The organism is Candidatus Wallbacteria bacterium (assembly GCA_028687545.1).
In the GTDB taxonomy this organism is placed as follows: domain Bacteria; phylum Muiribacteriota; class JAQTZZ01; order JAQTZZ01; family JAQTZZ01; genus JAQTZZ01.
On record JAQTZZ010000020.1, the window covers coordinates 25,679 to 41,562 of the forward strand.

At 47.6% G+C, this 15,884-nt stretch carries 12 protein-coding genes; all 12 read right to left on the reverse strand.

Annotated features, from left to right (window positions below; translation table 11 throughout):
* Positions 1 to 375 carry a DUF86 domain-containing protein gene (locus tag PHW04_09965; GenBank protein MDD2716209.1) on the reverse strand — a complete coding sequence of 125 codons (375 nt, stop codon included), beginning with the start codon at positions 373 to 375 and terminating at the stop codon, positions 1 to 3.
* Positions 368 to 658 (reverse strand): nucleotidyltransferase domain-containing protein, encoded by a 291-nt coding sequence (locus PHW04_09970; protein ID MDD2716210.1) that lies wholly within the window; start codon positions 656 to 658, stop codon positions 368 to 370. The genes PHW04_09965 and PHW04_09970 overlap by 8 nt, the downstream gene beginning before the upstream one ends.
* A 336-nt stretch (positions 659 to 994) precedes the next feature.
* Positions 995 to 1,864, reverse strand: a complete 870-nt coding sequence (locus tag PHW04_09975; GenBank protein ID MDD2716211.1) for a hypothetical protein — start codon at positions 1,862 to 1,864, stop codon at positions 995 to 997.
* Positions 1,865 to 2,363: 499 nt separating this feature from the next.
* A complete protein-coding gene (locus tag PHW04_09980) occupies positions 2,364 to 3,185 on the reverse strand; it encodes a carbohydrate ABC transporter permease (protein MDD2716212.1) in 822 nt (273 codons plus the stop codon).
* A gap of 7 nt (positions 3,186 to 3,192) precedes the next feature.
* Positions 3,193 to 5,388 carry an extracellular solute-binding protein gene (locus PHW04_09985; GenBank protein MDD2716213.1) on the reverse strand — a complete coding sequence of 732 codons (2,196 nt, stop codon included), beginning with the start codon at positions 5,386 to 5,388 and terminating at the stop codon, positions 3,193 to 3,195.
* Positions 5,385 to 7,301 (reverse strand): glucoamylase family protein, encoded by a 1,917-nt coding sequence (locus PHW04_09990; GenBank protein ID MDD2716214.1) that lies wholly within the window; start codon positions 7,299 to 7,301, stop codon positions 5,385 to 5,387. Before PHW04_09990 ends, PHW04_09985 begins: the two co-directional genes overlap by 4 nt.
* A gap of 78 nt (positions 7,302 to 7,379) precedes the next feature.
* Entirely contained in the window at positions 7,380 to 9,734 is a 2,355-nt protein-coding gene (locus PHW04_09995; GenBank protein MDD2716215.1) for an ankyrin repeat domain-containing protein, read from the reverse strand.
* Between the two features lie 48 nt (positions 9,735 to 9,782).
* Positions 9,783 to 10,334 (reverse strand): HD domain-containing protein, encoded by a 552-nt coding sequence (locus PHW04_10000; GenBank protein ID MDD2716216.1) that lies wholly within the window; start codon positions 10,332 to 10,334, stop codon positions 9,783 to 9,785.
* 15 nt (positions 10,335 to 10,349) lie between these two features.
* Positions 10,350 to 11,474: a glycine cleavage system aminomethyltransferase GcvT gene (gene gcvT / locus PHW04_10005; protein ID MDD2716217.1), complete on the reverse strand. Its 1,125-nt coding sequence runs from the start codon at positions 11,472 to 11,474 to the stop codon at positions 10,350 to 10,352.
* Between the two features lie 17 nt (positions 11,475 to 11,491).
* A complete protein-coding gene (locus PHW04_10010; GenBank protein ID MDD2716218.1) occupies positions 11,492 to 12,232 on the reverse strand; it encodes a G5 domain-containing protein in 741 nt (246 codons plus the stop codon).
* A 91-nt stretch (positions 12,233 to 12,323) separates the two neighbouring features.
* Positions 12,324 to 13,622 (reverse strand): methylenetetrahydrofolate--tRNA-(uracil(54)-C(5))-methyltransferase (FADH(2)-oxidizing) TrmFO, encoded by a 1,299-nt coding sequence (gene trmFO, locus PHW04_10015; GenBank protein ID MDD2716219.1) that lies wholly within the window; start codon positions 13,620 to 13,622, stop codon positions 12,324 to 12,326.
* 17 nt (positions 13,623 to 13,639) lie between these two features.
* Entirely contained in the window at positions 13,640 to 15,883 is a 2,244-nt protein-coding gene (topA, locus tag PHW04_10020; protein MDD2716220.1) for a type I DNA topoisomerase, read from the reverse strand.
* Between the last annotated feature and the right edge of the window lies 1 nt (position 15,884).

Below are 15,884 nucleotides of genomic sequence, written 5' to 3' on the forward strand. Positions count from 1 at the left end.
TTAGTTGTTCAGTCCGTTTATCATTTCTTCTATTGTTTCAGAAAGAGAATCCACTTTGTTTTTCACTATCCAGAAGACCTGGTCAGCATCAACGTCAAAGTAATGATGAGCAATGATGTCTCTCATTCCTTTCACTCCTGACCAGTCGATATTCGGGTATTTCGGAAGCAGGGTGGAATCAGTGATTTTGTCGATGTTTTTCACGCCTTCACCGACGGCGATTAAAAGCATGCAGATGCTGTCAAGTTTTTCAGCTCCGGCTGGTGTGGAAGTAAAGTCTTCTGCTTTAGTGATCGAAATGGCGCGTTTGCTAATCTTGTCCAGGGCATCACTGATCTGTTTCAGGATTGTCAGGACCAGATCTCTGTCATACATAAAGGCACTCTCTGCCGATTCTTTCTTTCAGAAACTGATTCATGTTTTCCCGGTAACGGATCAGATCCACACGGCGGTTAGTCCTGTTTTCAAGATCTTCCTTGATGTGGACAAGGGCGAATGCATCGGGTGATTCAGTTTTGACGCAGATGTCAAGATCACTGTCTTCTCCAGCTTCTTCACGGGCGAAAGAACCGAAAACACCGATTGACAGTATCCCGTACTTTTTGCCAAATTTATTTTTGAATTCCCTCAGGATCTCCAGTATCGCTTCTCTGCCCATTGCACCCCCGGCAACACTGCATCGACATTCAGTTTCTACAATATATTTTATCACAGGATTGGGTAAAGTGCAGTTGCTTTGATACACATACAGGCCAAGGGAGGATTTTCGACCCTCCCTTGGCGATCCCTCCCAGCATGGGGACTCCGTCCCCCTGCACCCCCTTGCGGGGTGGGCCGGGATGGTGCTACTATCAAAGTTCGTTCTTACCATCTGTTTGAGAACAGAATTGATTATCTGACTAAAAGGTTCCAGCGTCTTTACCCAGGGTCTGGAGCTACCCTCTCAACCCCTAACATTGGTTGGAGCAGCTAAGGAGGATTGAATCGGAATTAATTAATACTCACCAGGTCTTTTGCATCTGACATTGTTTTTCGAAGCTAAAGGCAGGATACGGCGCTTGTCCGCATATTTAGCGGATGACCATGGTAAAGATATCGCGGCAGGTGAGAAGCAGATGTAAACATCGGCCTGAAATGATGATCCGGGATCACGGGAAACTATCAGATTGACAAAATCATACCTGCCGTCCAATTCGCCTGGAACAGCTCCCGCAACAGGCGGTTGCACAGTCAACAATCCGATGTCGTCACCGTTTGCAGGGTTACCCTGGCTGTCTATGCCGGTTGCTGCAGAATCTTTACTTAAAGCGTGAAATTTCACCATCGGGATACTATTGTTATCGATATGTCCACTAAATTCAAAGTCGTTTGAGCTGGCCGCAGTAGGAGTCGCCGGTTTTTTACTGAAATAGATGGTGATAACATCGCCAGTGTCGATCAGTTTGTTTCCATTGGCATCAACAGTGAGCGCGAAATCCAAGATTGCAAGCGGCGGAAGAAAGGAAACCGTTGTATTGTCTTGATTGGCCTGGCTTGAATAATCATTCAAGTCAATTTTACCATCCGGTCCGGCCGAGAGAATGACGCCGTCAGAAGGGATGATTGTATAGTCATTGCCCCATTTATCTTTCTGCAATTCTGGTAGATACTTAGGAACAAGGTTCTCCAGATTTTCGCAGGATCTGCCTTCGCTTTGATGATATCTAATCAATGAGTCACGAATATGGTTCATTGATTGAATACTTGCGCTGTTTTTTTCATTATTCAAGTTTACCAATGTGCCAATTAATACAATCAGAAAAACGTAAAGTAAAACAAGAAAAAAAGGAACAAACAGTAAGTATTCTTTAGGGAATTTCTTCAAGAAATTTACCGGGTTAAACAAGGGTGATTACCTGACTATAATTTTCTAAAGGATAACATTAAAGGGACATTATTCGAAGAAGATCATTTAAATTTTGTGCACCCATTTTCTTATCTTGTCAGACGCACAAGCATATGGCGGGGTTGAGAGGGTTGAACCAAACCTTGGGTAAAGACGCACAACCTTGTTTTGTTGCGAAGATCATTTCTGTTATCAAACAAATGGCAATGGCGTTCTTTGACAGAGGCTGAATCCTTCAACTCCCCGCAAGGGGGTTCTGGGGGACAGAGTCCCCCGGATTGGAGGGATTGTCAAGGGGGGATGACGTCCCCCCTTGACTGATTGTTGTATGCCTTCCAACGGGGACAAGCCGTAATTTGGGTAAAGATAAGGGTCCCCTTCGGGGATTAAGAAGCTGTAAATCTTCACTGCGTTCAGATTAACAGCTTCTAAAGAACAACATGTCCCCGATCTATGCGAGTGGACCCCCGGATGCTGCTCAGCCTTTAACGGCTCCTGCGGCGATGCCCTTGATGTAGTGCTTCTGTGCCATCAGGAAGACTGCGATTACAGGGAGGATTACCACGACCGAGCCGGCCATCAGCAGGCCCCATTCGGTGTTATACTGTCCGTTGAGATTGGCAAGAGCCACTGGAAGCGTGTATTTTCCTTCGTCCAGCATCACGATCAGGGGCCAGAGGAATTCATTCCAGGAGCCCAGGAAGCTGAAGATCAGGATCGTGGCCAGCACAGGCCTGCAGAGCGGCAGCATGATTTTCCAGTAAATCCCGTATTCGCTGCACCCGTCGATGCGGGCCGCTTCCAGGAGCGATTCAGGGATTTCGGACATGAACTGGCGCAGCATGAAGATGGAGAATACGCTGGCGCTGCCTGGTATGATCAGGCCGAGATAGGAATTGAGCAGACCCATGTATTTCAAAATGATGAAAACAGGCATCATAGTCACCTGGCCAGGCACCATCATGGTGATCAGAAGCAATGTGAAAAGCCGTTCCCTGCCGCGGAAATACATCTTGGCAAAGGCAAAGGCAGCCATGGAGTTGATCAGAAGCGACATTATGGTCAGTCCCAGGGCTACAGTCAGGCTGTTGAGAAACTGCCTGGTGAAAGCCATGGCTCCAAACAGCTGCCTGTAATGCTCGAGCGTGGGGTGTTTGGGGATCAGGGATGGAATTTTAGAAAAGATTTCCGAGGTTTCCTTGAAAGAGGTAGAGACCATGAAGATCAGCGGCAGCAGCGTGGCTGTCACGCAGACCAGGATCAGGATATGCAGGGCGATCGTTTCAAAGACTTTTTTCAAATCACACCTACCAGTCGTTTTTCTTGGAGAACTTGAACTGCAGCACAGTGAAGGCGCAGATCAGGGCGCAGAGCACATAGGCGACAGATGATGCATAGCCGAGATTGTAGAACTTGAATCCGTGATTGTACATGTATAAAACCACGGACATGGTGCTGTTGAGCGGACCGCCTTCTGTCATCACATAGGGTTCAGTGAAAAACTGCAGGTATCCGATGGTGGTCATCACCAGCACGAAAACCATGGTGCGCGAAAGCATGGGCAGAGTGATCCTGAAAAACTGCTGCAGGCGGCTCGCTCCGTCGATATCTGCAGCTTCGTATATTTCAGTGGGGATCGACTGAAGGGCTGCGATAAAAATGATCATGTTGTAGCCGAAACCCTTCCAGACCGACATCATGATCAGAGAAAACAGCGCCAGAGCCGGTCCGGAAAGCCAGTGGAAAGGACCGAAACCCAGCAATCCGCAGAACCAGTTGAAGATTCCGTATTCCTCGTTGTACAGCCAGCGCCAGACTACTGCGACTGCCACCATGGTGGTGATCACCGGCAGGAAAAGAGAGGTGCGGAAAAAAGGCTTCAGCCTGACTACACCCTGATTGATGGCAACAGCCATGATCAGAGCTGTGATAATGTTTAGCGGCACTCCGGTTACAGCAAAAAGCAAAGTGTTTCTGAGCGAGATCCAGAAAACAGGGTCACTGAACAGGGCAATGTAATTTTGGAGCCCTATGAAAACCACCCGGCCAGGATTGTTAACCGCCGAAACGTTCCAGTTGGTCAGGCTCATGATGAATGAAGCAGCGAGCGGGATGAAGAGAAATATTGTCAGGATCGCGATCGCAGGAAAGAGGAAGATCCAGGCCTGTTTTGATCCTGGAGTCTCACCGAGCCTGGGTTTGAGGTAGAAAAAGGCTGAACCGAAGAGCAGGGCGGACAGGATGGAAACTAGGAAAGTCTTGAATCCAGTGGATTGTTCTGCAGGCCTGTCTGAGAGCATCTTATTTACTGACACACTTGCATCGTGCAAAGCTTCCCCTGCGCTCTGTTTGTCGTAAATGACTTTTTCCATGGTCTGGGAAATCAGGGAGGCGATCCTCTCCCATTCAGGAATGGCAGGCGGGGATTTGGTGCAGTTGAGCTGTTCCCTGAATGCCTGCAGGAGTCCGTTGCTCTTGATGTTCTGGTCTTCCCAGGCCGGGATTGAGGCAGGCAGATTGCGGGAGACTGCATACCATTTTGCCTGAACTTCAGGCCTGCTTAGAAAATCGATGAATTTCCAGGCATCAGCCTTGTGCTTCGAATCCTTGAAGATCACCAGATTACAGCCGCCGATAAAGGAAGTGTGGTCTTTTTTAACAGGCATGGGGGCGGTTTTCCAGAGTCCGTCGATCCCCGGCTTGTTTCTGGAAATTTCGGAAACCATCCAGGGGCCTGAGATGAACATCGGGTAATAACAGGATTCGAAGGCGTTAAAAAGGTCCATGTCCTTGGCTGATTCCCTCGGAGTGGCACCTTTTTCGAAAAAAGACTTGTAAAAGGAAAGGGCTTCTATGGCTTCAGGGCCGTCCAGCCTGCAGATTGTGTCGCCTGTTTCCATGATGCTGCCACCGTTCTGCCAGAGGAACAATAGATACGGCTGCCAGTCATTGATGGGAAGTGAGATCGCGTATCCGGGAAGGTTGTTTTGTTTTTTATAGGACAAGATCGCGTCAGTGGCCTGTGACAGTTCATCCCAGGTTTTTGGAAAATTCGAAATCCCGGCCTTCTGGAAAAGATCCTCACGATAGAAATAGACGCGGGTGTCAACTGTCCAGGGGACTCCATACACTCCGTCAGTCCTGCGGCAGCTCTCCAGGGAACCAGGAAAGAAGTTTTCTAAAACCGTGGTTTTAGACGCTTTCAGATAATCATCCAGCCGCTCCAGGGCATTCATGGAATTGAGTTCGGACATCCAGGTGGTGCCCATCTGGCAGACATCAGGAGGAATGCCGCCCACTACGGAGGTGACGATTTTCTCATGCGCTCCTGTCCAGGGAATGGACTGGGTCTTGACCCTGATGTCCGGGTACTCTTTTTCAAAATCTGCAGTCATCGCGGAAATCAGTTTTCCTTCTGCGCCCATCGCCCAGACCGTGATTTCACCGGCAGAGCAGAGACCCGCCCAAAGCAGGCAGAATAAGATTGTCAGCAGGTTTTTCATTTTATGGCTTCTGTCTGGAAATTAATTCTTCCCAGCAATGTGCAGGGCCTGGGGAAAAACCAGTTCATTTTTCCTTCCGAATTTTTATCCAGGTTGTGGAATCCGATGGTCAGAGCGATTCCGTTTTCCTGCATCTGCGTTTCAGTTCTGGGAATCGCGAGGATTGCCTCATACCCGTCAGCAGATTTCCGGTATGCTTTGGTGATATTAAGCTGTACCTGATGAAAAAAGTCCCGCACCCTGAGATCGGTAAGGGTCTGATCCGGTGAAACAATAATCTGGAAATCTTTCGGTCCGCACCAGGTAAGGCCATTGTCCTCTGTATCCAGGAAAATTTCCAGGCAGTCGTCGAACTGCATTTCTTCAGTATCATGCACACTGACCAGTTCCTGATCGCGGACCCGGACCCGGATCAGAAGTTGCTTATCTGTATATGCGATCTTAGCATCGCAATAACAGTCCGGGTGTGAGAGTGAACCTGATTCCAGGTCTGCCTGAGTCAGCCTGAAATGAGCGATTCCCTGGCTGTTCCATTCAGGCGAATCAAAGTTCAGAAAATCCTGACCTCTGAAGCTGTGGGTTGTAAGTTCAGGCCTTTTTTCCCTGGAGTACACTTTGGAGTGGGTTCTGGTAAGTGACTGAGAGAGAAATCCTGACTTTCCTGGTTTGAAGCCGACTTTCTGCATCGCCTGGGTAATGTAGGCGCATTTCATGAAATCATGCCAGATCAGTCCAGTGCGGTAGTTCTCGATCATCAGGAGGATTGGTCCCTGATTGATGGCATAGGCATAATCAGCAAACCAGTTACGGTCCAGGTTGAATGAATCTGTGAAGCCGAAACGGCCCCACATCTTTTCGCTCTGGCTGGACAGGATGTTTCTGAGCACTTTGATGGATTCGGCAGGAGTAAAAACGATCGATCCGCCTGCTGCTGCAGGAGCTACGGTCCCGTCGCAGACTGCAACGCCTGGAGGAGCGCCGTAAGCTGTGTATCCGTCAGGACCGAGACAGGCGGTCAGACCCCAGCAGTTTTCGTTGAAAGTGTGAAATGTGCCTGAATTGTCGAGGCAGTATCTGCGGTTCGCCAGAGTGGCTTTTACGGAGTTAGTGAAATAATCTGCATACTTGTCATGGATGTTTTTGAAATCCACCCAGACATGGGAATACTGATGGGTGAAAAGCGGAGGGCTGGAAATCAGTTCGAATTCACCGTATTTTTCCACCAGACGGGCAAAGCCATCCCAGCATGTGGGAGGAATCGGATGTGTGGGGCTGCCGATGGCCATCAGGTACATGATCAGGGATTCGCAATACATGTTCCAGTATGAACTGATGAATCCTTTTTCCGGCCGCCAGCCCATGCAGAGGATGTTTTTACCGTTCGTCATCCACTGCCAGTCTACTCTGCGGTAGATTGAGTCTGCCAGATCCCGGATTTCTCCGCTTCCATAATACTCGGCTGCGTGCAGAGCTCCGGCGAGAAAAAGAGCGGTGTCTATGGAAGAAATTTCGCAAGTCCAGACGCGTTCTCCGCTCTTCATGTCCACGAAATGATAGAAAAAGCCATGCTCATTGCGGAAGTCTTCCCAGAAAAATCTGAGAGTGTTCAGGGTAATCCGTTCAGCTTCAGTTCTGTCGATCCAGCCACGGTCGATACCGACGATCAGGGAGCTGAGAAAGAAGCCTGTCCCTGCTACTGTAGCCGGGGAAGAATCAAAATCCGGTTTTCCGAAATTGCCAGTGCGATCCATCACCAGTCCGTTTTCCATATTTACACATTCAAGAAAATAGTTAAAGGTGCGGTGCTGGACCATGTCCAGGAAAAGATCATCATTGTCAGGTATTAATGCTGCAGACACAGAAAAAGCTCCCAGAAAAGCCGTCAGGGCAAAACATATGCGTGAAATAGACATTTAAACTCCTTTGATGAATTATAATTGAATCTTATCAAAAAACCGGAAAAATGTCAGATGGTAAAAGCCAAATCTTTCTTATTCCAGTGTTTTTTTTATCACTTCAATTTTCTCGCCTGCGAATCCTTTTTCCAGGCATTTTTTGTTTAACACGTCCAGGGCTGTTTCACCGGCCTTGTTTTTTAATGCCGGGTTGCTTCCTGCCTCTTTGAGAATCTTCAGCAGATCCAGAAAAATTTTATAGCCGGATTGATCATGTCCTCCACCGTCGTCCCGCCACATGTGAAAAAAAGCGCTGACCGCTTCATGCAGGACTGTGTTCCCCGATTTATCCAAAATGCGAGGATCTGCCCCTGCAGCCAGTAAGCTGTTTACTTTTTTCAGGCTGTAAGCTGCTGATCCTCCGCAGCGCCCGACATCATAGTGCAAAGCTGTCCTGCCCTCGCTGTCGGCTGCGTTGATAGGAATCCCGAACTTGGTGAGCATTTCTACATACTCAGGCAGGCAGTCCATTAGGAGGGTGAGATTTTTTATCTCATTCGATCTTCCGGCGACATATCGTGCAGCCTCTTTCAGGCCTGGTCCGCCTTTATCCAACAGATACTGGATGAATTCAGAATTGGCAGGCTCGTTGACAGCTCGTTCCAGCAGCCTGGTGATGTCCTTTGCCGGGTCAAAGCCTTTTTTTTCCAGCATTCTGGCCACTTCGAGACAGGGGTAGAGCTCCAGAATATTCCGCCCCTGCTTGCCCTTGATTTTCGGGTCTCCACCTTTGTCGAGAAACTCCCTGATCAGATCGAGGTAAGTTCTGTCTTGCGGATCGACCTGTCCTGATGAAACGCCGAGAGATCTCCATTCCAGCAGAACAAGCAAAGGAAGCTGCCCCTCGAAATGCTTGGAAAAACCGTCTTTTTCAGAGCTGAAATCGAACGGTGCCAGAATGTCACCGCCGTTTTCCAGGACTTTTTTAAAAGTGAGTGGATCGGTGATTACTGTGCGGTTCTTCTGCAGGGGACAGGAAATACCCTTAGCTCCTGCGGAGCGCAGCAGTTCCTGCTGCGCCGGAGACGGCTGGAACTCCAGGATGCCATGCCCGTCTTTATCGACAGCTGAAGCGTCAGCTCCTTTATCCAGCAGGAATTTTATTTCTTCAGTTCCAAGCAGGCTGTTGAAGAGGGGTGTGCGGCCCAGATCGTCTCTGGCATTGACGTCTGCCCCGGCGCTGATCAGGGCTTCGATCACTTCAAGGCGTGTCGCGCAATGCAATGGTGTTTCATTATGTTCACCCCCTCTGAGATTCGGGTCCAGACCGTGTTTCACCATCAGTCTGACGAAATCACCGCGCAGGGATCGGTGGAGCAAGGTGTAGCCGGTTTTCTCCTGTTCCACTTTTAAACTGCCTTGGACTGGTGTGCGGCAGAATGGATCAGCCCCATGATCTAATAATATGCCGGCTTTTTCCACGGAATCAGTGAAAAAAAACAGAGGAGTCAGGCCTTTCTTGTCCAGGAGGTCAGGAGACATTCCCTTATCCAGAAGTAAATTCAACACAGTGGTAGAAATGCCTGCCTCATGGATAGGATACTCTCCCCAGTCGTCCTGAAAGTCATATCTGCAACCCAGACTGATCAGCAATTCAGCTATTTCCTTTTTCTGGACATTGGTTAAAATTTCCCAGCCCCACATGCTGACCGGTGGGGCGGATTTGAACTTTGCGCCATTGCGGATCAGTACTTCGGCCACATCAACACTCTGGGTCATTGCCAGGGGACGCTGTCCGGGAAATTCGCCGTGATCAGGAGAATGACCGCAGTCAATCAGGTATTGAGCGACTTCCGGGTTTCTGACAAAGCAAAGCGGGCTTTCCACGTCCAGCCTTTTATCCCAGGTTTCCAGCTTGAGCTGCCTGGCAAGTGCAACGCTCTTGACTGCGGGTAGAATATCCGGGTGAAGCTGGAGACTGCCTTTGGCTGCCATCAGCATCAGCAGTTCCTCGTCACCTGATTCGCGCAGAAGGGCATAAAGGTTTTCGTGTTTGCTCATGGAGAAATCACTTAACGGAAATTCAGGTCTTTTCAACAGATATTTCAAAACATCAGGATTCTTTACACGTTGTCCGGAATCAAAGGCGCAATTGATGATTTCGACTGAACAGCCTGCATTGAGCAGGCATTCCAGCATCTGTATTTCACCTGATCCTGCGGCCAGATAAGCCAGTTGTGGGAGAAGCGGTTGACAGACATTCACCAGCAGAGGTGTTTTAAGCAGTTCGGCGAATTTGGTGGCATTGTTTTCCAGAAAAGCAGTTAATATTTCCTGAGTGGATCCGATCCGTTCTGCTTCACTGGTATCGGAAAGCAGGACAATTTCCCGTGAATCATTGGAAGATTGGGAACTACCACCAAAGCAGAGGCTCGACAGAAACAAAAGCAATAACAGAACGATGTTTTGGATAAGAATGCAGTCTCCTGATTTCTAAAATCAGATCAGCCGATCCTGAATCTCTCCCATTGCGGCCAGCGAAAGGTCTACAAATTCATCGAACGGCACGCCGATCTTTTCGCATTCCATGATAGTTTCGCGCGAAACATTTTTGGCAAAGGCTTTTTCTTTCATTCGCTTTTTGATCGACTTTGGCTGCACTGAAGTAATTTTTTTATCTGGATAGACCAGGGCACAGGCTACAATCAGACCGGTAATGCTCTCTGCACAGGCCAGCGCAAAATCCAGCTTTTCTTTTCTGATCATGCCTGTCATTTCATTGTGAGCTACAATCGCGTCCAGATAATTTCTGGGAAAGTCTTCCCTGCTTAATATTTCTTCAGTCAGCCTGGAATGTTTTTCCGGATTGTCCCTGGTGAGATCAAAATCCAGATCATGCAGTAACCCGATGATTTCCCAGTCAGACTCAGGTTCTCCGAATTTCGCGGCCAGCCTTTTCATGATCACTGAAGCTGCCAGGCAGTGTTTTTTAAGATTCTCGGATTTCAGGTGCTGGTTAATCAGAATTTGGGCTTGATCTTTCGTAATCATCTGAATGCCTCTTTTTTACGCTTCAGCCTGTTTTTCCTGCACGGCCAGCTTAGTCAGAGCTGGTTTCTTATAGAACGGTGTTTTCACTACTTTGGCTTCCAGTTTCTTGCCGTGGATTTCCACGAAAAGCCTGGAATCGATTTCGCCAAGCTCCGGTTTCAGATAGGCTAGTGCCAGAAATTTGTCTAGGAATGGAGCTTTGCAGCCACTGGTGACAACGCCGACTTCCTGATCTTTGTCAAAAACTTTGTATCCCTGCCTCGGTACTCCAGCAGTAAGCATTTCCAGTCCCACCAGTTTTTTACGCAGACCCTCTTCCTTTTCCTTGAGCAGGGCATTTTTTCCGTTGAAATCCGAATCCCAGTCAATGGCCCAGTTGAGCCGTGCGTTAAGAGGAGTTGTCTGATCGTCAAGTTCGTGTCCGTAAAGCACCAGCTTGTTTTCAAATCTTAAAGTGTCGCGGCTGCCCAGTCCGCATGGTTGTATTTCATACTTGGTACCGGCTTTCATCAGATTCTGCCAGATGGAGGGGGCAGCTTTAGGGGAGCAGTAGATCTCGAAGCCATCTTCTCCGGTATAGCCTGTTCTGCTCACGATGCAGTCGAATCCGCTGATTTTTGTTTCCCTGAACCAGTAAAAACTGATCGAATCAAGGTCGATCTCGGTGAGCTTGGCTACTACGAAAATCGCCTTTGGACCCTGAACAGCAATCTGGGCATAATTGTCAGAGTCATTTTTGACTGTGACTTTGAATTTTTTTGAAATGGTCTGGATATGCTTGAAATCCTTATCGATGTTTGAGGCATTTACTACGAGCAGAAATTTTTCTGAATTGAAGCGGTAAACAAGCAGATCATCAACAATTCCACCATGTTCATGGCACATGGGAGAATATAGTACCTGATTGTCGGAGATTGAGCGCACTTTATTTGTGACGAGAAAATCCACAAATTTCAAGGCATCACTGCCGGTGACAGTAATTTCGCCCATGTGCGAAACATCGAACAGGCCCACATTTTTGCGGACTGTCATGTGTTCATTAATAATACCGGAAAATTGAACCGGCATCATAAAACCCGCAAATTCCACCATTCTCCCTTTGGCTTTCACCATTTCTTCGTAAAGTGGAGTTTTTTTCATGCTGCACCTCGATTTGATTAGAAAATATAGAATGCTTTCGGTGAATTACCGGCAGCATCACCAATCACAAGGTTGAGATTTGCCGGCAGATTGCTCTTGTTCCCGTTAAAGTAAAGATAGCCACAGCCTGGTGCATAAAGGCAGGAATCAGGTGAAATTTCGCTCTGGATTGACTGCGATGAACCATTCCTTTGAAAACTCAACCTCAGATTGTCCAGCAGATTCTGGTCGCCTATACCAAGCAGAATCAATTTCCGCTGGGGCTCATTTATAACCGATTCCTTGATGATTTTTTTACTGATCATCTGATAGTTGAAATAGGTCTCCTGATAGTATGTTATTTTTTTTCCTTGTTGTTCAGGCCAGATTACACGCTGTTCGCCATAGGCCAACAGTTTTGTTTTCTTGATCTCAGGTGTGGACGGCGAAAGAAAAGAAGTCTGGCAGACGATCTGGTTCTGGACTTTGATCACCTGGATCACACAGTTGCTGTTTAATGCAGAAGTCAGGTCCGGTATTACGAGATAGTTTTTTTCCAGATCTATACCTGCGTCGTTGAGAGCTTCGCGGACATTTCCCGCTCGTGTGAGAAGGGATAGTTTGTAATCAGGCATCATGATTGTCACAAAGCATTTTGGAGCCAGGAAATCACAGGCAATGAAGAACATGATCGTGAATGACAGAAAGACCAGAAAACTGATTAAGGGTAAACTGAGAATGTCACGGATCCGATAATTACCTGACAAAGGGATCAGCATATAATTGATGTTAAACAATCATTGCTGTTTTGGCAAGAGATTTTTAAAGTTAAGATGGGATGAATCTGGCTGGCATCGTTTAGAGCGTGGTCTAAACCAACTCTAAACGCTGGCGATAAAGCTTGATTGAAGCCAGGGCTCTCTGGCGGATAAGCTCTTTTTTCTCGCTTTTTAGCCGGACCTTGCCTTCCAATGGAGGATAAAGAGAGTAGTTGATGTTCATCGGGTTGAAAAATTTCTGTTTCAGGCTTAAATGATTGATCAGTGAACCGATCGAACTTTCCGGAGGGAAAGGGATGGACACATTTTTTTCTTTCTGGTAAAGATAGTGCGCAGCAGCAAGACCCATGGAAGCCGATTCGCAATAACCCTCTACTCCTGTGAGTTGTCCGGATAGAAAAAGGCCGGGGATGGCAATAAATTCCAGCTGATTGAGTATTTGGGGAGAATTGAAGTATGAATTGCGGTGCATTTTACCGAATCTGAGGAATTCGGCATTTTCAAGGCCCGGGATCAGCCTGAAAATTCGTTTTTGCTCAGGAATCAGTAAATTGGTTTGAAACCCTACTAAATTAAAGGCCTGGTTGGTCGAATCTTCCTTACGGAGCTGGACTATCGCTTTGACTGATTTATCGGAAGTCAGCCCCACCGGTTTGAGAGGGCCAAAGCATAGAGTTTCACGACCGCGCCCTGCAATCACTTCAACCGGCAGGCAGCCTTCAAAAAAAATGCTTTTCTCGAATTCCCGTCTGGGATAGCTTTCAGCATTGATCAGAGCCTGATAAAAGCGATCATATTCTTTGTGATTCATCGGCAGGTTGAGGTAATCTGCATCCTGCTCGTACCTTCCTGCCCAGAAGGATTTCGCGAAGTCGATGGACTCTCCTGCTACCAGTGGAGCGACAGCATCATGGAAATACAAGTTGCTGTCACCAGTGATCTGACTGATTTCTGAAAACAGAGGACCTTCGGATAGAGGGCCTGAAGCCAAGACTGCCGGTAGGGAAAATTCGGAAAGAGAATTGATTTTTTGACGGAAAACTTTAACTTGGGGCAGTTTAGAAAGGCTGTCTTCGATTTTTCCGGAAAAAGCAAGTCTGTCTACCGCAAGAGCTCCTCCGGCAGGCACACTGGTTTCAAAGGCAGTCTTGATGATCAAAGAGTTCAGGAGCTGCATTTCTTCTTTCAGGAGTCCTGGGGCTGTGGTCGGCGCGGATGAGTGCAGTGAATTGCTGCAGACAAGTTCAGCGAGACCACCTGTGCAATGGGCGGGGCTTGAGTGTTCAGGGCGCATCTCAAAGAGATTGACTTGAAACCCGAATCCGGCAAGCTGCCAGGCTGCTTCGCAACCAGCCAGTCCGCCTCCGATCACATTAATAGTCTTTAGCACAGAACTCCTGCTGAACATCAAGTTTTGTCAGGAGTTCCACAATTGAGGCAGATCCAAGTTTTATCTTTGAGCTTCATCGGCTGGTTGCAGTCAGGGCAGAGAGTAAGTTCCGGTTTCTGGAAAGAAGTGTAACTGCAGTCCGGATAACGTGAACAGCCATAGAAAAATCTTCCCTTTTTACCCCTCCGTCTCGAGAGATTGCCTGAGCAGTCCAGCACAGGGCAGGGAATGGGTGTTTTGTCCTTACGGGTATATTTACATTTAGGATAATTAGAGCAGGCTACGAAATCACCGAAACGGCCGGTTCGCTGGACAAGGTTTCCCTGGCATTCAGGGCAGGTTCCAAGAACCTCGAGAGAGTTTTCTTTGGCTGCCAGAAATTCGGTGACATCCAGCTGATCTTCTTCGGTAGAGCTGGTTGTTTTTAAAAGCCGGGCATGCTGGGGAACAGGTCTGGTGAATTTACAGAGCGGATATTTTGAACAGGCGATGAAACGTCCGTTTCTGCCATAAATGATTTCAAGAGCACCCTGGCAGGTAGGACATGGATTTGAAACTTTGAGCCTGATCTTGATTAATTTTTTCTTGGCGGTCTCAATTTCCGACAGCAGAGATTGATAAAAGCTGTCCAGCATTTTTTCTGAAGTTTCAGAGCCCAATTCAATTTTATCCAGTTTTTCTTCCATCCGGGCGGTGAATTTGATGTCAATCAATTCCTTGAAAAATTTTTTTAATACATCGTTCACTATTATCCCTAAATCAGTAGGATGGAATTTCCGCTCATTTTTATCCACATATTTTCGATCCTGGATCGTTTTGAGGATCAGGGCATAAGTGGATGGGCGTCCGACTCCTTCTTTTTCAAGGGCTTTGATCAGAGTCGCTTCAGTAAAACGAGGTGGAGGCTGGGTTTCCTTGTCTTCCCTTTCCACAGAAGAGGGAGTCAGCTTGCAGCCTGCTGTCAGGGAACCAAAGTTGTTTTTCTGTGTTTCCGAGGCTTCACTTTTGTAGACAGCACGGAATCCCAGGAAAGTCTGGCGCAGGCATTTGCTTTCCAGGCCATAAATTCCTGAAGACTGGCTCAGGCTGATCTCTTCAAATTCCCTTGGTGCCATCTGGGAAGCAGTAAATCGCTGCCAGATCATATTGTAAAGCTGCAGTTCTTCTCTGCTTAAAAATTTAGCGACAGAGTCCGGGTCACGGCTGAGATAGGTTGGCCTGATGGCTTCGTGGGCATCCTGGGTGAATTTGGAATCCTTCTTGGGACGGACATATTTACCTGCACCAAGATACTCGGAACCGAAACGAGCTTTGATATAGTCAACTGCAACCGCTTTAGCTTCTTCGGAAATTCTGACGGAATCGGTACGCATATACGTGATGAGGGCGACTGAGCCTTCTGAGCCGAAGTCAACTCCTTCATAAAGTTTCTGGGCAATGCGCATGGTCCTTTCTGCTGAAAAACCAAAACGCTGGTTCCCCTCCTGCTGCAGAGTGGAAGTAATAAAGGGATCCGGCGGATTCTCTTTCTTGCTTTTAATCTCAACACTGTCAATCGGCTGTGGTTCAGCCTTTAATTTTTCAATGATCTGACAGGCTTCAGCCGTATCGTCGATCCGGAATTTTTTTCCGTCCCGCAAGACGACTTCTGAAGTGAATGAATAATCAGCACCCTTGTATTCTGCGAAGATCTTATGAAATTTTTCCGGTATAAAACGTTCGACTTCCTGCTCCCGTTCGCAGATAAGCAGAAGTGCGACTGACTGAACCCTGCCGGCAGATGTGCCTTTGGCGACTTTGCTCCAGAGAACTGGTGAAATCATATATCCGGCCAGCCTGTCCAGCACTCTTCTCGATTTTTGGGCTTCTACTTTGGACTGGTCGATACGGCGTGGATTATCGATCGCTTTTTTAACTGCTGATTCTGTGATTTCCTGGAAAACTATTCTGCAGGAACTGTCAGGGGCGATGTTCAGAACTTGCGCCAGGTTGCTCGCAATCGCTTCCCCTTCCCGGTCAGGGTCAGGTGCCAGGAGAACTTCAGTTGCGGATTCTTTGGCTTTTTTCAAATCCTGGATTACTTTTTTCCGTCCAGGAATCACCACGTATTCCGGAATGAATCCTTTCTTAGGGTCTACACCCAAGGCATTGTCGGGTAAATTCATGATATGACCGTTGGAAGCGGCAATCAGAAAGTCGCTGCCAAGAAATTTCTGAATTGTCTTGATCTTGCCTGGAGACTCTACAATGATTAGTTTCATG

What these genes read in the sequence shown, in the direction of transcription:
- PHW04_09965 (MDD2716209.1), bottom strand. Translation starts at nt 375, where the DNA reads ATGTATGACAGAGATCTGGTCCTGACAATCCTGAAACAGATCAGTGAT.
- PHW04_09970 (MDD2716210.1), bottom strand. Translation starts at nt 658, where the DNA reads ATGGGCAGAGAAGCGATACTGGAGATCCTGAGGGAATTCAAAAATAAA.
- PHW04_09985 (MDD2716213.1), bottom strand. Translation starts at nt 5,388, where the DNA reads ATGAAAAACCTGCTGACAATCTTATTCTGCCTGCTTTGGGCGGGTCTC.
- PHW04_09990 (MDD2716214.1), bottom strand. Translation starts at nt 7,301, where the DNA reads ATGTCTATTTCACGCATATGTTTTGCCCTGACGGCTTTTCTGGGAGCT.
- PHW04_10000 (MDD2716216.1), bottom strand. Translation starts at nt 10,334, where the DNA reads ATGATTACGAAAGATCAAGCCCAAATTCTGATTAACCAGCACCTGAAA.
- gcvT (MDD2716217.1), bottom strand. Translation starts at nt 11,474, where the DNA reads ATGAAAAAAACTCCACTTTACGAAGAAATGGTGAAAGCCAAAGGGAGA.
- PHW04_10010 (MDD2716218.1), bottom strand. Translation starts at nt 12,232, where the DNA reads ATGCTGATCCCTTTGTCAGGTAATTATCGGATCCGTGACATTCTCAGT.
- topA (MDD2716220.1), bottom strand. Translation starts at nt 15,883, where the DNA reads ATGAAACTAATCATTGTAGAGTCTCCAGGCAAGATCAAGACAATTCAG.